Genomic DNA, 20,347 nt, shown 5'->3' on the forward strand with positions numbered 1-20,347 from the left:
TTATTTTGTAAGAACAGGTGGTGGTATCCCCAGGCTATCATCAATGATGCTTCCATCATCGCCATTCACACAACCGTCAATGTGCTGCAGGTGGCTGTTGTTACCATAGCCGCCATGTACTTTGTTGAGATTGTCAATTTTTGCCATCTGTAATTTTTTTAAAGATAGTTTCTTTTTTGTTTCTTTCTTATTTTTCATTTTAAAATTGTTTATGTAGCTGTTTACAAATAAAGCTATTTTTTCTCTATGTTGGGAAAAAGTATGCATAAATTCATGAATTTATAATTTTTATACTTATTTTAATTAATTGGTTTACAGTGTTTTATAATGATTTTTTTAAATTTTTATAAGACTCTCATTTTTAAATAATATTTTTGTAAAAAATGGGATGCAGATGTTGAAAATTAAGCTGCTTTTATTGTTAAGTGTGTTGTGTAATGTAATGTATGCACAGACGGGTAATGCTGAGAATATTCAAAAGAGTGTTTTAAAAGATTATACCTATCAGGAATTGGAAAAAAAATTCTATGAAACTAAACCTGAAGATGTAAAAAGTAAAAGAGATATAGCAAAATACTATCTCCAAAAAGCCAAAGAAGAAAAAGATGAAGTTCAGATTGCGGAGGCATATGTCATGTTACATGTTGATGAATCTTTACCCAATGCATTAAAGTATCTGGATAGTTTGCAGTCTGTTACCAAAAAATCCAAAGAAATTTATTATCCCGCCAGGACGTATTTATTACGAGGGAATTTATATTTTAAATCTGATAACCTTCAGGCTGCACTGAATAATTATGTCCTGGGTCTGAAATACGCGAAAGAAAAGGGATATAAAAGGCAGATTGCCATGGCTGAGATCAGTATTGCCTATTTGAAAAATTATATTGGAAAGCATGCTGAAACAGCTAAGACCCTTAGATATTATTTGTATAATGCTGATTATATGAATGAGAGTGAGCATACCATTCTTAGATTAAATTTAGCAGATGCTTATATAGAAATCAATAAAATGGATTCTGCATATATGTTGATACAGGATGGATTACTGGCCGCTAAGAAAAGCAAAAACGTATATGCTTACCATCAGAATTTGGGTTTATTGGGCTATTATAATTTAAAATTAAAAAAATATAACGTAGCCATTGAAAACTTATTGAAGTGTAAAAACTTCTTTTTCACTGCAAGCTATCCCAGCAAGAGAAATCAAAATTATACTCTTTTAAACTTAGGAAAGGCCTATGCGGGATTACAGGAAAGCAATAAAGCAATAGAGAATTTTGCTAAAATAGACTCTATGGTGCTTAAAACAAACTATGTTTTTCCTGAGCTTAGAGAAGTGTATACCTACCTTATTGATCATTATAAAGAGAAAAAAGATAAGGAGAAACAGCTTTATTATGTTGAAAGATTTTTAGATGTTGACAAGGTGTTGGATACCCGTTTCCGGTATATATCAAGAGAGCTACCAAGAAGGTATGACACCCCTAATCTGTTACAGGAAAAAGAGAGTATTATCAAAGAACTCAAACAGAGAAAAATATTCCTTTATATAGTGCTGGGAATCTTAGTGATAGTTCTTTTATTATTTGTAAATTTTTATTTTAAATATAAAAATGCTGAAAAAAAATACCGAAAGATTGCTCAGGATTTAATTCAGTCCGTTAATGAGAATAAGAAGGAACCAGAGGCAGAAATACAAAAAGAAGAAGTAGTACCGGATATTGTCTTACCACAAAATATAGAAAATACAGAAAATGTAGAGAATACAGAAGATAAAACAACGAAAACAATTTCCGAGGATATAACACAAAGTATTCTGAAAGAGCTTGATATTTTTGAAAAGAAAGAACAGTTTTTAAACAGGGGAATCACGTTGGGAACGCTGGCAAAAAAAATAAAGACAAATTCTAAATATTTGTCAGAAGTAATCAATACCCATAAAGGGAAAAATTTTGCAGCTTATCTTAATGATCTCCGTATTGATTACGCGATCAGCAGATTGGCAAGGGACAGAAGATTTCGGTCTTATAAAATACCTTTTATTGCAGAAGAATTAGGATACAACAATGAGCAGGCTTTCACCTTGGCTTTCAAAAAAAGAACGGGAACTCCGCTATCCATCTATTTAAAGGAAATTGAAAAGACGGTAAATGAAACAAAGGATAATCCAGATGTAGTATAATAAACCTTTTGGAATGTATGCGATTCAGCATTCATAGATTCAACTTTTGAAGAAATGACCCCGAAAAAAAACAAGCACTTACAGAAATGTGAGTGCTTTGTTATTTTTTAATTGGGACTTATCATTCCTTGAAACAGATAAAATTCGAATTAAACGTATGTTTAAAAAACCATAAAGAATAATTAAAACTGAGTTAACAGCCTTCTTGCTCAGATAACGTTGTTTTGCAGAAAAAATAATGATGGAAAACAACAACCCGATCAACAGGAGGAGATTTCTTAAAAATTCATTGCTGGCAGCAGGAGGAATTTTTATCGCTCCTTTAATTGAAAGCTGTACAGATAATGATTTTACCGATACCAATGAAAATGCTCCCACCGATCTTAAAAATGCAGGCTTTGAATCCGGAGTAGCCAGTTTCGATCCTACTGCAGCAGGAATTATTATCTGGACAAGATACTCTACAGGCATTGATGCTGAAATTACCTGGGAAATAAGTAAAAACAGCAGTTTCTCGGAAGTATTGAGAAGAGGCAAGGCGATGTCTACATCTGTTAATGATTTTACTGTAGCTGTAGACCTACAGAATATTCCGTCAAATACTAAGTTTTACTATAGATTTTATAATATTACAACCAAAGAAGCTTCTGTTGTTGGAGAAACCCTTACGTTACCATCAAAAACAGATACTGTAGACGAAGTGAAAATGGCGGTGGTATCCTGTTCTAATTTTCCTGCAGGACTTTTTAATGTGTACGGTGCTATTGCCCAATCAGAAGCCGATGTAGTGGTACACCTTGGAGACTATATTTACGAATATGCTCCGGGACAATATGGTACCAATCCTTATACCAGCCAACTTGGCAGAGCCCATAAACCGGCCAGAGAAATCCTGAGTCTTAACGATTACAGGGAAAGATACAGACAGTACAGGGGAGATAAAAATCTTCAGCTTCTTCATCAGAAAAAGCCCTTTATCTGCGTATGGGATGATCATGAATTTGCGAATGACACCTACAAATCCGGAGCTGAAAATCATCAGCCTAATGAAGGGGATTTCCAGGCCAGAAAAATGGCAGCCTTCCAGGCTTACAGTGAGTATATTCCTTTGAAAACAGGAAAAGATCTGAAAATTTACAGAAGTTTCCAGTTCGGGAATATTGTTTCCCTTTACATGATGGATACAAGGGTAATCGCAAGAGATAAACAGATGGAATATTCGGATTATCTGGATAATGCCGGAAGCTTTAATCAGGCCCAGTTTACAACAGATTTTTTGAGCACCGGCAGAAAACTGATCGGAAGCGAGCAGATGTCATGGCTGAGTTCTCAGATCAATGGTAACACTGCAAAATGGCAGGTATTGGGGCAGCAGATCCTTATGACAAAAATGATGGTTCCTGCCGAACTTCTGATGTTACTGAACCAGATTCTTGCAGAAATAAAACAGCACGGAAGTGCACAGCCGGCAACCATGCTGGCACTTCAGACTACAATTACCCAATTGATTGTTTTGAAAACAAGATACAAACAACAGGACCCAACCCTTACACCGCAGGAAATTGCAAGAATTACTACTACACTACCTTATAATTTAGATGCATGGGATGGATATTTTATGGAAAGAGAACAATTATATTCTCTTCTTGCCGGGAAAAAAGTAGTGGTACTGGCAGGGGATACTCATAATGCATGGTTGGGAACACTGAAAGATGCGCAGGGAAATCACATTGGGACAGAGCTGGCCTGCAGTTCGGTTTCTTCTCCGGGGCTTGAAGGATATCTGGGAATCTCATCTGACCCTGCAAAAGCTGTAGAATTGGCTCAGGCATTTTCAATGTTGATAGACGATCTGGATTATGCCAATCTTTATAAAAGAGGATATCTGCATGTAAAATTTACTTCCGGAAGTTCTATGGCAGAATGGAGATTTGTAGACAATATAATTTCCGATACTTACAATACTGTTACCGAAAAAACATTTACAATCGTATAATTTTAATCATAGTTTTAGTAGAACAAATCTTATTTTCAATTTTGTATTAAGAGCTGCAGCACGCTACTGTAGCTCTTTTATATTAATGTTTTTTGTATCTTAAACAGCTGCAGGAGGATATAATGAAAGAATTTTCACCCCTGATTTCGAAACTTCAGACCAAACTTGCATATAGACTCCTGGGTTTATTCTGTATGCAGTATCAATCCTGTAGATTTTACATTCGAACATTTCTTGGTATGGCAGTATGAAATTTCCATATTGAATGCTTATATTTATTTTAAAATCAAATTAGAGACATCATATTTCTCAAAAATGATATCATTTGGTTTACAAATAATTAAAAAGCAATGGTGGAAGATTTTATTTATTACTTAGGATTGGTTCTGGTGATTATCGGTGCGATAATGCTGGCCAATCGTTTAAAAGTTGCCTATCCTATTATATTGGTTATTGCAGGATTACTGATCAGCTTCATTCCCGGATTACCCGCTATAAAGATTGATCCTGAGCTTATATTTATCATTTTTCTGCCCCCGCTTTTATATGAAGCAGCGTTTGCGGTTTCATGGAAGGAAATATGGAAACTGAGGCGCATCATTACCAGCTTTGCCTTTATTGTTGTTTTCCTTACTGCAATATCTGTAGCTTTTGTGGCCAATTCATATATTCCCGGGTTTTCATTAGCCTTGGGTTTTGTCTTGGGAGGAATTGTTTCACCACCGGACGCTGTAAGTGCAGGAGCTATTTTAAAATTTGTAAAAGTCCCTAAAAATGTATCCACTGTGCTGGAAGGAGAAAGCCTGTTCAATGACGCCTCTTCACTAATCATTTTTAGATTTGCCATGGTAGCCGTAGCTACAGGGCAGTTTATATGGCAGGATGCCGTACTCAGTTTTGGATGGATGGTATTTGGAGGCCTCGGAATAGGCGTTGTATTGGCTTTTATCTTTCTTAAAATTGAAAAAATATTCCCTACCGATGTCAATATGGATGCCATACTCAGCTTAGTAGCACCCTATGTTATATATATTGCTGCTGAAGAAGTGCACTCTTCCGGTGTGCTGGCTGTAGTGAGTGGCGGACTCTTTCTTTCTGTAAGAAGACATGAAGTTTTCAGAACTTCAGAATCCAGACTGAGAGGCTCCAATGTATGGGAAAGCTTTGTATTCCTGATCAACGGAATTGTTTTTCTGCTGATAGGGCTGGATCTTCCCGAAATTATGGTAGGCCTGAATAAAGAAGGAATAAGCCTGTCCGAAGCAGTAAGCTATGGATTGCTGGTTACAGCAGTACTGATTATTGTCCGCTTCCTGGCTTCTTTTGGTGCCGTATTTATAACTTTGATTATGCGGAATTTTATCAATGTAGCAGACAGAGATCCCGGAATGAAAGCCCCGGTCCTAATGGGCTGGACCGGTATGAGGGGTGTGGTTTCTTTAGCCGCTGCATTATCTATTCCCGTTGTCATGGAAAATGGACAGCCTTTTCCTCATCGTGACCTTATCCTGTTCATTACATTTGTAGTCATTTTGGTTACTTTAATCCTTCAGGGACTGACCTTACCAACACTGATAAAGAAACTGAATCTATCCGATTCCAATGGAGGATATATGTCTGAAGACGAATCAGAACGGTTTTTGAAAAAAGAAATGCGCGGAGTTGCCTTCAGGTATCTGGATGAAAACTATAAAGAAAAGAGAAATGAAAATGAATACTTCAATAAACTGATGGATCGCTGGGAGCAGGAAGATAAGGAAGATTCAGTTCATAAGCTGTCTGATGAAGCTAAAGAAATCTATTTTGAAACTTTGGAGCAACAGAGAATCTGGCTTCGGGAAGAAAACAGACGTAACCCGAATATTGATGAAGAATATATAAGACATTATCTGACAAGATTGGATATGGAAGAAGAAAGACTTAGGATGTAAAAAAAAATACAATGAACTTAGTAAAACAACTGGGGCAATTCCCCGATGAAAAAAGAAAAGAATATTTCAGTACACTTTCCAATTATAACAATGGAAAGTTTCAAAATATACTGATAACACCGGCTTTGTTGGAAGGGGAAAGTATGACCAAAGCTCTTCTCGGAAGTCTGTGTAAAATAGAAAACACCTCACCCGGAACTGCACTTCCGTTTGTAGTAACAGATCTTAAAAACCTGCAGCCTGACGAAAATGTTCTCGTTTGGTTTGGGCACAGCTCTTATTTCATACAGATTGATGGCAAAAAATTTTTGATAGATCCTGTTTTCAGTGGAAATGCCTCTCCCATGCCGGGGTCTATAAAAGCATTTCCGGGAGCAGATTATTATAAACCGGAACATATGCCGGATATAGACTTCCTTATTATTTCCCACGATCATTGGGATCACCTGGATTATAAAACCGTTCAGGCTTTAAAAAATAAAGCAGGAAAAGTAATCTGTGGCTTGGGAACCGGCCAGCACTTTGAATATTGGGGCTGGTCACCAGAGAAAATTGTGGAAAAAAACTGGTGGGAAAGTATGGATATTGCAGAAGGTTTCAGAATTACTCTCACTCCGGCAAGGCATTTCTCAGGAAGGCTGCTGAACCGTAATATCTCACTCTGGACCTCCTTTGTGTTGAAAACACCTACAAAGAACCTTTTTCTAGGTGGCGACAGTGGCTATGGCAGCCATTTTACAGAAATTGGAGAAAAATACGGACCATTCGATTTAGCAGTAATGGAATGTGGACAATACAATGAAAAGTGGCCCTATATTCACTCCTTACCCGAACAGATCATTACAGAAGTGAAAGAGCTGAATGCAAAAAATTTCATTCCTGTACACAATTCAAAATTTAAATTAGCTCAGCACGCCTGGTACGAACCGCTTGAGCAGGTTTCAAAATATGCCCAAGAACATCAGCAGCCAATTACATTACCTGTTATGGGTGAAAAAGTGAACTTAGATAAGCTGGACACCACAGACTGGAAGAATTGGTGGGAAGACTATATCTGATATTCCTGTACATCACTAATTAAAATAAAAACCTGCCCATACTGAGCAGGTTCTTCCTTATTATCAAAAAAATAACCACTACTGAGGTTCATTATGGGTAACCTTAGTATGGATAATATCATAAAATACAGAAGGATTAGCCGCATCAGGGATAATTCTGTAGGTGAAAGTAGTCTCATTCAGGGTAAGAATATTTACCACCCTGGTAAAAATAACAGCTCCGGTAGCGGGATTGATTCCAATAAGTGTTCTCTTCTTCCCGTCAGCAGAAATAGACCATTTCCCCTGGGATCTGAAAACATCATCCAATCCTACAATTTTGAATGTTCCATTGGCTCTGAAATAAGAATATCCTACATATCCGGCTACACTGGCATTGGTTAATGCTACATTATTTCCGTCTTTATCTTTAGCACCTGTAGTTTCCCACGGAGTAGAAGCTAAAGTAAGCTGTCCGTTGTCCGGTTCGGCATGAGATGTTCTTGTATGGATGATGTCATAATAAAGAGATGGATCTGCTGAACTAGGATATATTCTGTAGGTAAATTCTTTCTTATTAAGGACAAGAATATCAACATCGCGGGTGAAGATAGTAGAACCGTCCGGATTAAGCGCTGCAATAGTTCTTTTTTTACCTTGCGCATCTACAGACCAGGTTCCTCTTGATCTCAAGATATCATCCAGTCCGTAAATAGCAAATTTTCCATCTGCTTTGAAATAAGCAAAACCTACATATCCGGCTACACTGGCATCAGTTAGTGCTACATTATTCCCATTTTTATCTTTGGCCCCTGTAGTTTCCCATGGAGTGGAAGACAGAACCTGTGAGGGAGTTTGCTGTTCTATAATAATTTCGTCATCGTTATCAGAACATGATACAAAAGATGCTGTTAAAAGTATTGCTGCGCACAGATAACATAGTTTTTTCAGTGTATTCATAAGGGTATTTTTAAGTCTTTGCAAACTTATCCCTAATCAACACCAAAACATTGTATAAAGTATCTCTTTTGTTGTAGGAGATATAACAGATGGATGATAAAATAAACAAAATGATATTGTCGTACTCTTGCCGAAAAATTCTTTTGGAAAAGTTTATAGACGAAAAACCTTCAAAAATTCTATTTTTGAGTATGAATAACAGAAACCGGGGAAAAAATACAGGTGACGATAACCTGTTCGGTTCAGAAAAACAGGTCAACACACTGAAAATGGCTGTTCAGGATATGCAGTATTTGCTGACAAGAGGTTATGCGGAAAAAGCAGGATCAGAACTTGTAGGCAACAGATATAGATTAAAGACCAGACAAATACAGGCTTTACGGGGTGCATCAGCTTCCGGTATGCAGATCCATGAGAGAAATTTAAAACAACTGAACGTTTCAGCATTAAAAGACAGAATAATTTACCTTGATGGGTTTAATGTATTGATTTTGTTGGAAAGCCTGCTTTCCGAAGCTTATATTTTCGAAGGCGCAGACGGTTGTTTTCGAGACCTTTCCGGAATTCACGGAACTTATAAAAGAGTTAATCAGACGTTGAAAGCTGTAGAATTGGTAGCTTCTTTCTTTCAAAAAAATAAAATCCAAAAGCTGATCTGGGTTTTTGATCAGCCGGTATCCAACAGTGGAAGAGTAAAACAGATGATCCTTGATTTTGCTTTCGAAAACAAACTGAATTGGGAGTGTGAACTTCAGTTCAATCCGGATAAATTTCTGGCAGAAAATGCAGAAATCATTATTTCTGCTGATGCCTGGATTTTAGATCACTGTAAACAATGGTTTAATCTTACCGGATATTTGATTCAGGAAGAATTGCTTTCTGTCAATCTTATAAAAACATCGTAAAGAATGAAGATGTTTGAAAAATATATTCCTTTTATTTCAGATTCCTGGAAAGAAAAATATCAGGCTATTTTAGAAGAAGAACATGTGAAAAACCTGAAAAAAAACATCCGGGCCTATAAAGAAAATAGGCTGGATTGGGATCTGCCTTATTTTAATGAAGAAATAAAAATTAACCGTCATGACATTTTTGATAGGTTTATTCACTTATTAGAAAGCAATGATCCTGCTGAGGTTAAAGCAACAAAATTAGAAGAAACTCCCTTTGAAGATTGGCTTATTGTTTTGGGGCAAAGGCTTACCCCGGCAAGCATCCGTGATGAGAATGCTATTCCTCCTCTCCATCAAGTATTAATTAATGCATGCAGAGAGCCTTTTAACAGTGAAATTACCATTGCCCAGAGAGCCTGGGAAAAACACACCGGAAGAATGGATGATCATTTTTGGGGCGAAGTCAAAGGCAATAACCAGCAGAAGCAGGAGAAGGTGATGAAGAAAATCTGCTATATTCTCCAAAACCAAACCTGGTGGAATGTATTTTTTCATTATAAACACGGAATTGTTTTTGAAATCAGGGAAAAAGAAGGCCACGGAATCCGGTGGAGCCACGGGGGAACAAAACTGATTGGCTTTCTGGAAAGATTTATCAATGAATAAATTTTTTACCGCGTAAAAAGTTTGCGCTGTTAACAGATAATTTTGCGGAAATTAAATAGCGATTATATATGTTGATGATCATTTTTATTCAATAACCATGAGGAATATGTACAACAAAGGAGATTTTAGAGCTGGAGAAGAGGGTAAAATTTCCCGTGAATTACAGAAATATGGGAATAAAAAATGGCGGAGGACCGAAAAATCTGCTATCGAAGATCATTTGAAAGAAGAAGTACGTTTCCTGAAAACTAAAAAAAACCGTAGAAAAACCATATGGGTCAAAATAACAAAAGAAATTAACGGATTGAAGCGCTCTGATTATAAAAGGTTTTATACAGAAAAAGAATTGAAAGATGCTGTGAAAAACCAATATGTAACAAGATATTTTTATATGAAAAATAATAAAACAAAAAAGAAATGAATACCTACATTGATATTGGCATTAATCTGACCAATAAACAGTTCTATAACGAACATGACGAAATTATCAACCGTGCTCTGGATAATGGAGTAGAGCATATGATCCTCACGGGAACAAGCGTACGGGGAAGTAGAGAATCTGCAGAAATAGCAGAAGACTATCCGGACATTTTATTTTCTACAGCAGGAATCCATCCTCATGATGCCAAATCTTTTAATAACGAAAGCATCAGTGAACTGAGAAAACTTTTACAACAGGAACATGTCATCTCAGTAGGAGAATGCGGACTGGATTTTGACCGTGACTTCTCCCCAAGACCTGTTCAGGAAAAATGCTACAGAGCTCAGCTAGAATTGGCGATTGAAGTGGATAAGCCTCTTTTCCTTCATGAAAGATCAGCTTTTAAAAGATTTAATGATATTACAGATGAATATCTTTCCCAATTACCGGAAGCAGTAGTTCATTGCTTTACCGGAACTTTGGATGAAGCAAAAATATATCTGGACAAAGGATTTTACTTAGGCTTTACCGGAGCAATCAGCGATGAGAAAAGATTTAAACAACTGGAAGATGTTATTAAATATGTTCCCCTCGACAGGATGATGATTGAAACAGATGCCCCTTTCATGCTCCCGAAGAATATGCCGAGAATTCAGAACAGACGGAACGAACCCCTATGTGGCACAAACCATTGCCCATCTAAAAAAAATAAGTATTTCCGAAGTTGCTGATGAAACTACAGAAGCTGCCAGGAAGTTTTTCAGGTTATAAAAAAGAGCTCTACTGATACAGTAAAGCTCTTTTTTATTTCTTAAGCGAATTCGCTTTTATAGACTTTTCAATGCTGATTCCAATGCCAGTTCCATCATTGGATTCAGGGCTTTCTCTCTTTCGTCAGCAGAAATTTTTTCATGTGTTGGGATAATGTCAGTTACCGTAAGGATAGTAGCTGCATTTTTTCCTAAATGCTGAGCATTCGCAAACAATCCGAAAGCTTCCATTTCCACTGCAGGGCAATTGTATTTTGTAGCAATAGCAGGAGTCTCAGGATCTTTTCTGTAAAAAATATCACTACTGTGTATATTGATTGCTTTTGCGTTTAAGGATAACTCTTTAGAAGTTTCATTAATGGTATTGAAGATATTTCCCTGGTGAGGAAGAATCTCATCTTCAATTCCCCATGCATATTTAGCATATGTACTTTCGCTGGCTGCGTTTTCAATATTTAAAATATCAAAAAGCTTAAGATCTGTAGTATAAGCACCACAAGTTCCAATTCTGATGATAGTATCTACCTCATACTCTGTGAATAGCTCAAAAGAATAGATTCCAATACTTGGAAAGCCCATTCCACTTGCTCCTACCGTGATTTCTTTACCCTTATAAAGACCTGTATAATAAAATATACCTCTGGTTTTACTTACCAGTTTTGCATTTTCTAAATAATTTTCAGCAATATACTGTGCACGAAGCGGATCCCCCGGCTGCAATACTACTTTAGCAATTTCTCCTTTGTTGGCACTGATGTGAATACTCATAATTTTATTTTGACAGATGCAAAGATAATAACTTTTAGATTGTATGTGATATTACTATGAGTGAAACAACGAAGCCTTCTCATGAAAAAAATAATGCATAAAATGGTATATATACGTGTTTTTGAATGCAGTTTTGTATAACGTCTGTTGAAAACTTCATATTGAGTGAGCCTGTACTCATTAGAACATAAGCTTTTAATGATTTTCAGCATGAGTTTTTACCTTTTGTAAATACAGAACAAGAATAGAATAACAGAGAGCAGATATGGCAACGTGGAGCCAGCTAATTTTGCCACGCAATAGTTAAAAATATAGAAAAATGAAAATTGAACACCTTGCCGTCTGGGTAAAAGATCTTGAAAAAACTAAAGAATTCTATCAGAAATATTTTGGAGCTGTTTCCAACGAAAAATACCATAATCCTGTTAAAAATTTTGAATCGTATTTTCTGAGTTTTGAGACTGGCTGCCGTCTTGAAATTATGACAAGACCCGATATTAAAGAAAATACAGGATCTTATGATTCCCAACAGTTTGGAATTATCCATCTGGCATTTGCTGTCGAAACTAAAGAAAAGGTAAATGAACTTACAGAACTCCTGAGAAAAGATGGCTATACCATCGCCGGAGAGCCAAGAACTACAGGTGACGGCTATTATGAAAGTGTTATTCTTGATCCGGAAGACAATATTGTTGAAATAGTAGCCTGATATGATCATTGCAAAAGCTTTTAGCAATAACGCACTCATGAAATTTCATGAATGTTGGAAAATATAAAGTTGCAAAGTACAACCTGTAGAGTTTCATTACATTAATTAGATCATCTTCACTGTTACATCAAAACAAAAAAAGATTCAGTATCTGATATCAATCCTTGAGTTAAAAATTTTATTCTCAACGAAATAATTCTATTTTTGTTAAATGATGGAAGCCAAATCACCATTCTTAGATACGATCTTTTTGCTCAGAAAAACTGAATGCATTACTCTTTTTTCAGACTTACAGGAGATTTCTCCCAAAGAAGAAGGAGAGGCAGAGGACTATTTTGAAACAGAATTTGAAAAGGAAAGGCTTGAATTTTTATCTGGAAGAATGCCATGTGACAGAGCAGCAGCAGTGTGGGCAGGAAAAATACTGTATCACAGTGCACGGCTTTATCTGATCAGGGAAAACACAGCAAAAAATATAGACCGCCTTATTTCCAGGTTTAAAGGAAAAAAAGATGTCTCTTCTCTACTATCTGCGGATATGTCTTTAAGATTCCTTCCACAGATCATGGTAGCCTTAAATACACTGGATCCGGAAGATGTTTTGATTGGGATGCTTGAAGATATTCTGACAGAATTTCATTATTCGGGAATAGGATATGATCTTGATTTGAAGCATATAAGCTGGGAAGAAGAATTAAAAGACCGTACGTACCGGAAGCTATATCTCGAAAGAATTCTTGAAAAAAGAGATTATAAACGGGCAGAAATTCCGGCGATCAATACAATGCTTATTGCAGAATTGGGAATGCATAAAGACGCATTCTGGAGAGAACTAAAAATAATAACTGAAGAAAATTAATGACTCAGAATATCAATAAACTTAATACAGTCCTTACCTACGTAAAAGATACTTTTGTAGGGAAAAATGATGTAGTCGATCTACTGGGAATCTGTCTTTTGGCAAGAGAAAATGCTTTTTTATATGGTCCCCCGGGAACTGCAAAATCAGCCATTGTCAGAACATTGTCCAAAACGGTAAAAGATGGGAAAAACTTTGAATATTTATTAACCCGTTTTACAGAACCCAATGAGATCTTCGGACCTTTTGATATCAGAAAATTAAAAGAAGGTGAACTTCTTACCAATACAGAAGGAATGATGCCTGAAGCGTCCATGGTATTCCTGGATGAGATCTTCAATGCCAATTCCGCTATTCTGAACTCACTGTTGATGGCTCTCAACGAGAAAATATTCAAAAGAGGAAAAGAAACTAAACAGTTGCCGGCGCTGATGTTTGTAGGTGCAAGTAATGTTCTTCCCGAAGATGAAGCATTAAATGCATTATTTGACCGTTTCCTGGTGAGAATCAATGTAGATTATGTAAATCCCGAGTTACTCCATCAGGTTCTTTTAGCCGGAAGGAAACTTGAAAATGAAGAAGAAACTGAAACTCCTGAAATTCAGGTGCATGAGATCAGAGAGCTTCAGAATTTATGCAGAACCATAGATCTTAAACCTATTTATGAGGTGTATCTGAATACTATTATAAATCTACGAAATACAGGAATTGCCATTTCAGACCGTAGAGCTGTAAAACTTCAAAACCTGATTGCTGCTAGTGCCCTGATCTGCGGAAGAAATGAGGCCATTCTCTCGGATCTCTGGGTTCTGAAACATATCTGGGATACAGAAGAGCAGATTGAAATCCTGGAAGGAATCATCAACAGGACTGTTGAAAAGGATGACCACCCAAATTCCCATCCACAGGCGATGCACAACAAAACGCCCAATCCGGAAGAAGTAATGAAGGATGTGAAGATCCTTACCGATAAATGGAATGGTGGAACACTGAGTTTTGAAGAACAGAATGTGATTAAAGATAAACTGAGATACCTGCAGACCCGTTGTGACTGGATCAGGAATCCTGAACAGAAAGAATATATCCGGCAAGAAATTGAAAGCTTATGGCAGAAGATCCTTCAAAGTGTATAAAAGAATTTTGGGCAGAACTTCCCCGCAGGAATGAAGATTTCCTGGGGTCGATCAGAGACTGGAAAAATGTACTGATTGCAGTGGACGACGAAACGATTTGGCTCAAAGGTTTTACCGATGAGCAGATTATAGCTTCGGAAATTCATCAGTTTCCAGATTTTTTACTGTATGAGCTGCATGAGGGTCTTTTATTCCGGAAAGATGCATTGGTTCCGAGTAAAAAAATGCGGTCTGCTTTACTTTGGACGTCGATAGATAAGGCATTGCGTCTTACATTTCCGGCTTCCAATCAAAATTATTTCGGAATTAGTGAAAAAATTCAGATCCGCTTAAAGGAAAACAATGAAGAACAGCCGGTAATTGCTTTATTAAGCCTAATATCAGACATTAGTGAAAGCATAGCCGGAACAGCAAAATTCAAACTTGAAAGAATAGACTGGACAATCATAGGGGATAAAGCACTGTTCTTAGGAACACCGTTATTAAGCCTTCCGGGAAAAACATATTGGACAAAAGACAAGCATCTTTTACCTTCGGGATTGGATTTTGAGTTTAAAAATATGAGTATATTTTTACAGCAGAAATATAATAAAGAATCAGACGGGTGTCTTTTATGGGATGAAAATGGAAATTATCTTTACTTAAAGGATACCGATTTCCGTCAGTTGTCTGTCAGCTCATTCCGTCTTACTGAAAAATCAAAAGAATGGAATTAAAGGTATACTTCCAGTCCTATGAAAATTATTTCTGGGAATGGAAAACCGATGAAGATGTTCCCGGTGATTCCGGATATCATGATCATAACCTGCTCTCTGTCCCGGGAGTGGGAGCCATTGCTTACAGACCTTATGTAATGGAAATCCTGAAGGAGCTTCAGCCACAGGGATGGCCACCTTTTGGAGCATTGCTGATGGTTTTATATGCCACACAGGAAGGATACACCGATTTTGAAACTCCCTTAAAACGTACAGCTGAATTTTACAGTGTCGGGAATTTTGAGTTTAATGCAGAAAGAGAAATCGAATTTCTTGAAAAAATAAAATCACTTCCCAAAGCTTATAAACTGGGGCAGAATAGAATCATACTTTTGCAGACTCTCTTTAAAGATGTACATCACAGACTATCTTCTGTGAATGCAGAACTTAATCTGAATGCCTATTATAAAAGACCTCACGAACTCGCTTCAGGTGCGGAAAAACAACATGCCGGACCATCTGTTTTAAACAGAGATTTAAAAGCATTGGATCTCAATGAAAAATTTCCTACCGTTCAGTCTATCATTGACGCGATGAAAGGACTTGTGGAAGAACCTGAACTCGATGACGAACTTGTACAGGAAGAGACAACCTCAGATACCGATAAAGATTTCATTAGGGAATTGGTGGAAGAGCCTAAAACATTTCAGGTAGGGAGCCTTATCAAAAGAATCTGGAGCGGACTGAAAATTCCGATGCGCCACCTTTCTCCGGGAGAGCAGCCTATAGGAGGAATTTCCGATATGACCAATAAAGGGGACTTTCACAGGATGCTTCTTTCAGAATTTGCCAATGAGGATGAAATATTTATGAACCGCGTGGCCAATAATGAAGCCCTTTATATTCAGAGAGAGATTCCACCTGAAGAAAATATTTTTGAGAGAGTGATCCTGATTGATACCTCCCTTAGAAACTGGGGAACTCCAAAAGTGCTTGCTTTTGCTGCCGCAATGGCCATTATTAAACATCCCAAAGCCCATTCAGAATGCAGGGTTTTTGCCTTAGGACAGGATAGTGTTCCAATGTCGCTTAACACGGTAGAAGAAGTTGTTGAAAACCTGAATAAAGTGAGCCCTGTTCTTGAAGTTTCAGAAGCCCTGGAAAATTTTTTTAGTGGGCCGCATTCTGAAAAAGATATTGAAGTGTTCTTTATTACCCATCAGGAAAGTACAAAAGATGAAAAGGTTCAGAAAGTAATCCATGAAAATAGAGAAAGGCTCAAATTTTTGGTAACAACCACATCAGATGGCGAGATCAATTTCTATAAACATGATAAAGGGGCAAGAAAACATATTCAGAAAATAAAACTTCCTTTGCCGGAATTATGGGCCAATCCTCCACGAAGAAAATATTCTTCAGAAAATAGTAACGGCAAGAAAACCGATCTTCCCCAAAACTATCCTATTTTATTTCCAATGCCTGCCGGTAAAATTGCCCAGTTTTTATATGAAGGAGAATTTTTTGTTTTGAGTTCAAAAAAGGATTTGCTGAAAACGTATCTGTCAGATAATTATTATGACAGACATTCTTATGATTATTATAAAACATTTCATGGCTGTGAAGTTTTATTCGAAAAGGTCTCTGTAAAACCAAGAGGACAGTTTGCATTGGCAAAAAATAAACAGCAGCATTTTATCCTGTGCCAATATCAGGCAGATAAAAAATTAATTTCCAAGCTTAACATCAATACCAAAGAATATTCTGAGCAGAATCTTACCGGAATGAATATTGGGGATTCCTATGAGCTGCTGTATTTTGGTAAAAGCTTTTATCTGTACCATCCTGGAAATCCTGTTCATTACAAAATAAACATTGATGGAAATATTTCGCTGGAAACCGTTTCCGGTAAAGAAAAAGAAATCGAAAGAAACAAAACAAAAGTGGAAGCCGAAGTAGCTAAACTCGATAGAAGCGGATTGAAAATTATCAATAGTTTTAACAAAATCGGAATTAATGATAATCATAACCTGGTTGTTTCAGCCAATGAACTGAGCAGTCTCTATGAAAACTCATTAAATCTTTATAAAAACAAATCGGAAATTATAATTTTTGCAGAACAGCATAAAAATAAATTTACCTTTCCTGATGGAAGCGAGATTATTACGGATTCCCGTGGAATATTGACTTTCAGAAGCAGTAATAAAGGAATTGAAGAGTTTTTTATCCCCTCTACTGCCTATGGATTTTTATCGCTGGCCACGTATACAGAGTTTGGAGGTTCAGAATATTATCTTCCCGAACATGCTTTGCTGAAGGTGAAAACAATGGAAGAAATGTGTTCCCGGTTTTTAAAAGCATTTATAGAACAGATCTTGGATTATGGAGCTTAGAATTAAACCTTTTCCGAAAAATAAATTTCCTAAAAAAGGGCTTTTAATTAAAGGCTCTTCACCGGTCATATGGCTTCAGGAAATGGAAGATCTTGATATCAGCTTAAGTCAGGTAGAATCTTATGCTATTCCATCCGATACCCCCAATATACTCTACGGGTGTTTTCTTATTTTTAACGATCAAATTCCACATGAGATTGGGAGAAATGCTTACTTCCAGTCGGTAAATGACAGATTTTTTATACCGGAACATACAGTCTTTTATCCTAAGATTAATCCGGAAGACTGGGAACATCTGGATTCCCGGTTTATCATTATGCATCCTGAGTTTGGATTGGTCAAACTATCGGAAGAAATCAATTGGATTGCTTTAATTCAGGAACCCGGAAAAATAGAGGAAATAATCAGAAGACCTGCAAACGGTGTTCACATTGCTCAGAACATTGAGAGTTATACTGTAGAAATGGATGATGAAAAAATCCTGGAAGCATTACAGCCGAAGCAAACTGAAGAAGAATGGACGAAGAACCTGCCCTTTGATCTTAAAAAGGTAATGGCCGGAAATAAAAAAGAAATTGAAAAGTATTTAAAATATATTGAAAAATATCCTGAAAGAGCAATCGAATTAGGAGTTCCTTTGGATATTATGGGGACTTCCAGAGGAAATGGTTTTGAAAAATTTTCCTGGTTTGAAGGTTTATTTGGAAACACTGGTGGAAAACCTGAAACTAAAAGGGCTAGAAACTCCCGCCGGATATTTTGGGCAATGTTGGTGATTGCTGTCATCTTAAGATTTGCATTACCCTCAGATAAAGATAAAAAAGAACAGGAAGAAACTGGTACTTCTTCGGGAAGTATTGTCACCGATGCAGTAAAAGACCCTTCAGATATGGTTGCCTTCCAATCCGGAATCTCGGAAATTGATCAGAAGATTGATTCTATATATCAGGATAGAAGGGCCGTTTTATCTAAAGAAGTTCATGTCGCAAGCACAATGATATCAGCTAAAGAGAAAGAAAGGGAACAGTACAGAAAATCAGGAGGACGAAATCTTAATGAAATTAGTCCGGATATAGACAAGCTTGTTGCCAAAGAGAAACAAAGCAGGGACTCCCTCAAAATAATCTACAGCAGAAAAATCAAAAAGCATATTGAAGCGAGAACTGAAAAGCTGAAACGGAAGCTTTCGGATTCCCTGAAACAATATAGCAGGGGGAAACCTGTCAATGGAGATGTGGTAAAATACCTTGTAAGAAAGAAACAGGTCCTGATGGCAGATTCTTTGGGAAGACTTTATGGAACCATAGATCTGGTGGATGCTTCTTCAGCACCCGTTGGAAAATCTAAGATCAAAGGTGTGGAACCAGGAGGAAGCAAGCCTGAAGAGAAGGCTGCGGTTTCCGATATTCTTTATCTTATTATTTTTATGATCGGTGCGGTGGGAATCTATCTCTTTATCTTTAAGAAAAAAGCCTTACATCTGGGAGGTGATAATGTGCCGGGCTGGATAAAATTTCTTTTAATTGCCATACTTGTGATGATGTTGATATACCTGTTTTATCCGTTGGTGAAAATGTTCGGTTACAACTGGTTTGTATGGGCCCTTATCATTTGTGTTATACTGCTTCTTTACCGTTTGTTCAGGGAAGATAAAACCATTTTAAACACCGAAGATGATGAATAAACAGAAATTTACAGACAAATTCATGGCTGCTTTTGTCCTTTTAGTAATGTTTAAGGTAATTGGAATCGTAGCCCAGCTGTTTCATGAAAGTTTCTGGAGTGTGGTGGGTACATTGGTGATTTTCTTAGTGGTAGCATTTATTATACTTATCGTCATCGCTGCTTTAAAAGATAAAGAACAGAATGCACAAAACTCAGGGAAAAGAGGTGCCGGAGGAGGGAGCTTTTATCTTGAAAGTTCATTGTTTGACAGGATCAGAAGTAAATATGAAGAACTGGCAGAAAAATATATCGCCGAAAAAGAGTATAAAAAAGCGGCAAAAGTCTACATGAATTTACTTCAGGACAATTACAGAGGGGCAAAAACCCTGGAAGATGGAGCATTTTACAATGAAGCTGCTGCGGTATATCTTAAGAAATTAAACAACAAATCCGATGCTGCCATCTGTTATGAAAAGGCAAAACAATATAAAAAATCAATTGAGCTTTACAGAGAGATGGAGCAGAAGGAAAAGGTAGGAGATCTTTATAAAGAAATTAATGATCTTAAAAATGCCCACGCTTATTACCAAATGGTTGCAGATGACTATACTGCGAATAATCAGATGGTAAAGGCTTCTTTGATCTACCGTAAAAAGATGGAAAATAGAGAAGAGGCACAAAAAGTGTTGTTAAAGGGTTGGGAAGAAAATAAAGATCCTTTCAACTGCCTTAATAACTATTTTGCCAATATCCATGATGTTCAGAAACTGGAAACGGAAATTAGAAATTTATATGAAAAGACTCCGGATTATAAAAAGATGACCTACCTGGATGCCATGAAACATGAGTTCAGAAAAGATCCGAAATTACAAACGACAACCAGAAACATTGCCTATGAAATCATTGCAGAAAAAATAGGAATACGTTCAGAAATTGTAAACGAACTAAAATATTTCAATCCTGATGATGATGTAATTCTGAAAGATATCTCCAGGTTTAAAACCGGCAGAAATAAAATGTTTAGAAATTGAGAGTAATGAAATACCTCTATGGGTAAAAAAACAAACGGTTGAAAATGACTGGCTGCTTCATCAGAATTAATTTAATTGATTCCCTTTTAGCCCTAAAACATTCCATGTAAAATCTATTGAAAAAATAGTAGAAATTTTAAAGCCAGTTGTGGCAAAAAAGAGTGTTTAAAGCGATTGTTTTATTACTCCATCCTGTGAAAACTATAAAATAATTACAAAAAATATTATCTTTGCCCCA

17 protein-coding genes and 1 pseudogene are annotated in these 20,347 nt (G+C 36.8%); 15 read left to right on the plus strand and 3 right to left on the minus strand.

Translation table 11 applies throughout. The features are described from left to right. Window positions 1-198, minus strand: coding sequence for a hypothetical protein (locus MP478_RS10275; RefSeq protein ID WP_257191587.1), 198 nt, complete (start codon window positions 196-198; stop codon window positions 1-3). A 196-nt stretch (window positions 199-394) separates the two neighbouring features. Between MP478_RS10275 and MP478_RS10280 the strand changes: the two genes are divergently transcribed. From MP478_RS10280 to MP478_RS10295, 4 genes are all read left to right on the plus strand, one after another. Continuing rightward, window positions 395-2,185, plus strand: a complete 1,791-nt coding sequence (locus tag MP478_RS10280; protein ID WP_257200414.1) for a helix-turn-helix domain-containing protein — start codon at window positions 395-397, stop codon at window positions 2,183-2,185. 238 nt (window positions 2,186-2,423) lie between these two features. Continuing rightward, window positions 2,424-4,181 (plus strand): alkaline phosphatase, encoded by a 1,758-nt coding sequence (locus MP478_RS10285; protein ID WP_257200415.1) that lies wholly within the window; start codon window positions 2,424-2,426, stop codon window positions 4,179-4,181. Between the two features lie 350 nt (window positions 4,182-4,531). Then, on the plus strand, window positions 4,532-6,112 hold the full coding sequence (locus MP478_RS10290) for a Na+/H+ antiporter (protein ID WP_257200416.1): 1,581 nt from the start codon (window positions 4,532-4,534) through the stop codon (window positions 6,110-6,112). 11 nt (window positions 6,113-6,123) lie between these two features. Next, window positions 6,124-7,170 (plus strand): MBL fold metallo-hydrolase, encoded by a 1,047-nt coding sequence (locus MP478_RS10295; RefSeq protein ID WP_257200417.1) that lies wholly within the window; start codon window positions 6,124-6,126, stop codon window positions 7,168-7,170. 78 nt (window positions 7,171-7,248) lie between these two features. Here the strand turns inward: MP478_RS10295 and MP478_RS10300 are convergent, their stop codons facing one another. Further along, window positions 7,249-8,109 carry a DUF4822 domain-containing protein gene (locus MP478_RS10300; RefSeq protein WP_257200418.1) on the minus strand — a complete coding sequence of 287 codons (861 nt, stop codon included), beginning with the start codon at window positions 8,107-8,109 and terminating at the stop codon, window positions 7,249-7,251. A 191-nt stretch (window positions 8,110-8,300) separates the two neighbouring features. Between MP478_RS10300 and MP478_RS10305 the strand changes: the two genes are divergently transcribed. The 4 genes and pseudogenes from MP478_RS10305 to MP478_RS10320 all read left to right on the plus strand — a co-directional run bounded on the left by MP478_RS10305 (window position 8,301) and on the right by MP478_RS10320 (window position 10,860). Then, on the plus strand, window positions 8,301-9,014 hold the full coding sequence (locus MP478_RS10305) for a DUF434 domain-containing protein (RefSeq protein ID WP_257200419.1): 714 nt from the start codon (window positions 8,301-8,303) through the stop codon (window positions 9,012-9,014). Between the two features lie 3 nt (window positions 9,015-9,017). Further along, a complete protein-coding gene (locus MP478_RS10310; RefSeq protein ID WP_257200420.1) occupies window positions 9,018-9,668 on the plus strand; it encodes a hypothetical protein in 651 nt (216 codons plus the stop codon). Between the two features lie 106 nt (window positions 9,669-9,774). Continuing rightward, on the plus strand, window positions 9,775-10,089 hold the full coding sequence (locus MP478_RS10315; protein WP_257200421.1) for a hypothetical protein: 315 nt from the start codon (window positions 9,775-9,777) through the stop codon (window positions 10,087-10,089). Beyond that, window positions 10,086-10,860 (plus strand): annotated as a pseudogene (locus MP478_RS10320) (TatD family hydrolase). Before MP478_RS10315 ends, MP478_RS10320 begins: the two are co-directional and overlap by 4 nt. A gap of 56 nt (window positions 10,861-10,916) precedes the next feature. Here MP478_RS10320 and deoD read toward each other — a convergent pair. Next, the gene (gene deoD, locus MP478_RS10325; protein WP_257191570.1) at window positions 10,917-11,627 is read right to left on the minus strand and encodes a purine-nucleoside phosphorylase; all 711 of its coding nucleotides are present in this window, start codon (window positions 11,625-11,627) and stop codon (window positions 10,917-10,919) included. 319 nt (window positions 11,628-11,946) lie between these two features. Between deoD and MP478_RS10330 the strand changes: the two genes are divergently transcribed. The 7 genes from MP478_RS10330 (at window position 11,947) to MP478_RS10360 (ending at window position 20,109) form a co-directional block, all read left to right on the plus strand. Then, window positions 11,947-12,336: a VOC family protein gene (locus tag MP478_RS10330; protein WP_257191569.1), complete on the plus strand. Its 390-nt coding sequence runs from the start codon at window positions 11,947-11,949 to the stop codon at window positions 12,334-12,336. A 211-nt stretch (window positions 12,337-12,547) separates the two neighbouring features. After that, the gene (locus MP478_RS10335; RefSeq protein WP_257200422.1) at window positions 12,548-13,195 is read left to right on the plus strand and encodes a hypothetical protein; all 648 of its coding nucleotides are present in this window, start codon (window positions 12,548-12,550) and stop codon (window positions 13,193-13,195) included. Then, window positions 13,195-14,328 carry an AAA family ATPase gene (locus MP478_RS10340; RefSeq protein WP_257191567.1) on the plus strand — a complete coding sequence of 378 codons (1,134 nt, stop codon included), beginning with the start codon at window positions 13,195-13,197 and terminating at the stop codon, window positions 14,326-14,328. Before MP478_RS10335 ends, MP478_RS10340 begins: the two co-directional genes overlap by 1 nt. Beyond that, a complete protein-coding gene (locus tag MP478_RS10345; RefSeq protein ID WP_257200423.1) occupies window positions 14,301-15,044 on the plus strand; it encodes a hypothetical protein in 744 nt (247 codons plus the stop codon). The genes MP478_RS10340 and MP478_RS10345 overlap by 28 nt, the downstream gene beginning before the upstream one ends. Then, a complete protein-coding gene (locus MP478_RS10350) occupies window positions 15,035-17,413 on the plus strand; it encodes a hypothetical protein (protein ID WP_257200424.1) in 2,379 nt (792 codons plus the stop codon). The genes MP478_RS10345 and MP478_RS10350 overlap by 10 nt, the downstream gene beginning before the upstream one ends. After that, window positions 17,403-19,097, plus strand: a complete 1,695-nt coding sequence (locus MP478_RS10355; RefSeq protein ID WP_257200425.1) for an APC family permease — start codon at window positions 17,403-17,405, stop codon at window positions 19,095-19,097. Before MP478_RS10350 ends, MP478_RS10355 begins: the two co-directional genes overlap by 11 nt. Next, window positions 19,087-20,109 carry a soluble NSF attachment family protein gene (locus tag MP478_RS10360; RefSeq protein WP_257200426.1) on the plus strand — a complete coding sequence of 341 codons (1,023 nt, stop codon included), beginning with the start codon at window positions 19,087-19,089 and terminating at the stop codon, window positions 20,107-20,109. The genes MP478_RS10355 and MP478_RS10360 overlap by 11 nt, the downstream gene beginning before the upstream one ends. Window positions 20,110-20,347 lie beyond the last annotated feature (238 nt).

Origin of the sequence: Chryseobacterium sp. WG14, from assembly GCF_024586945.1 — a bacterium.
In the GTDB taxonomy this organism is placed as follows: Bacteria; Bacteroidota; Bacteroidia; order Flavobacteriales; family Weeksellaceae; genus Chryseobacterium.

What these genes read in the sequence shown, in the direction of transcription:
- MP478_RS10300 (WP_257200418.1), bottom strand. Translation starts at nt 8,109, where the DNA reads ATGAATACACTGAAAAAACTATGTTATCTGTGCGCAGCAATACTTTTA.
- MP478_RS10350 (WP_257200424.1), top strand. Translation starts at nt 15,035, where the DNA reads ATGGAATTAAAGGTATACTTCCAGTCCTATGAAAATTATTTCTGGGAA.
- MP478_RS10310 (WP_257200420.1), top strand. Translation starts at nt 9,018, where the DNA reads ATGAAGATGTTTGAAAAATATATTCCTTTTATTTCAGATTCCTGGAAA.
- MP478_RS10315 (WP_257200421.1), top strand. Translation starts at nt 9,775, where the DNA reads ATGTACAACAAAGGAGATTTTAGAGCTGGAGAAGAGGGTAAAATTTCC.
- MP478_RS10340 (WP_257191567.1), top strand. Translation starts at nt 13,195, where the DNA reads ATGACTCAGAATATCAATAAACTTAATACAGTCCTTACCTACGTAAAA.
- MP478_RS10345 (WP_257200423.1), top strand. Translation starts at nt 14,301, where the DNA reads ATGGCAGAAGATCCTTCAAAGTGTATAAAAGAATTTTGGGCAGAACTT.
- MP478_RS10335 (WP_257200422.1), top strand. Translation starts at nt 12,548, where the DNA reads ATGATGGAAGCCAAATCACCATTCTTAGATACGATCTTTTTGCTCAGA.
- MP478_RS10275 (WP_257191587.1), bottom strand. Translation starts at nt 198, where the DNA reads ATGAAAAATAAGAAAGAAACAAAAAAGAAACTATCTTTAAAAAAATTA.
- MP478_RS10360 (WP_257200426.1), top strand. Translation starts at nt 19,087, where the DNA reads ATGATGAATAAACAGAAATTTACAGACAAATTCATGGCTGCTTTTGTC.
- MP478_RS10285 (WP_257200415.1), top strand. Translation starts at nt 2,424, where the DNA reads ATGATGGAAAACAACAACCCGATCAACAGGAGGAGATTTCTTAAAAAT.
- MP478_RS10355 (WP_257200425.1), top strand. Translation starts at nt 17,403, where the DNA reads ATGGAGCTTAGAATTAAACCTTTTCCGAAAAATAAATTTCCTAAAAAA.
- MP478_RS10305 (WP_257200419.1), top strand. Translation starts at nt 8,301, where the DNA reads ATGAATAACAGAAACCGGGGAAAAAATACAGGTGACGATAACCTGTTC.
- deoD (WP_257191570.1), bottom strand. Translation starts at nt 11,627, where the DNA reads ATGAGTATTCACATCAGTGCCAACAAAGGAGAAATTGCTAAAGTAGTA.
- MP478_RS10290 (WP_257200416.1), top strand. Translation starts at nt 4,532, where the DNA reads ATGGTGGAAGATTTTATTTATTACTTAGGATTGGTTCTGGTGATTATC.
- MP478_RS10330 (WP_257191569.1), top strand. Translation starts at nt 11,947, where the DNA reads ATGAAAATTGAACACCTTGCCGTCTGGGTAAAAGATCTTGAAAAAACT.
- MP478_RS10280 (WP_257200414.1), top strand. Translation starts at nt 395, where the DNA reads ATGTTGAAAATTAAGCTGCTTTTATTGTTAAGTGTGTTGTGTAATGTA.
- MP478_RS10295 (WP_257200417.1), top strand. Translation starts at nt 6,124, where the DNA reads ATGAACTTAGTAAAACAACTGGGGCAATTCCCCGATGAAAAAAGAAAA.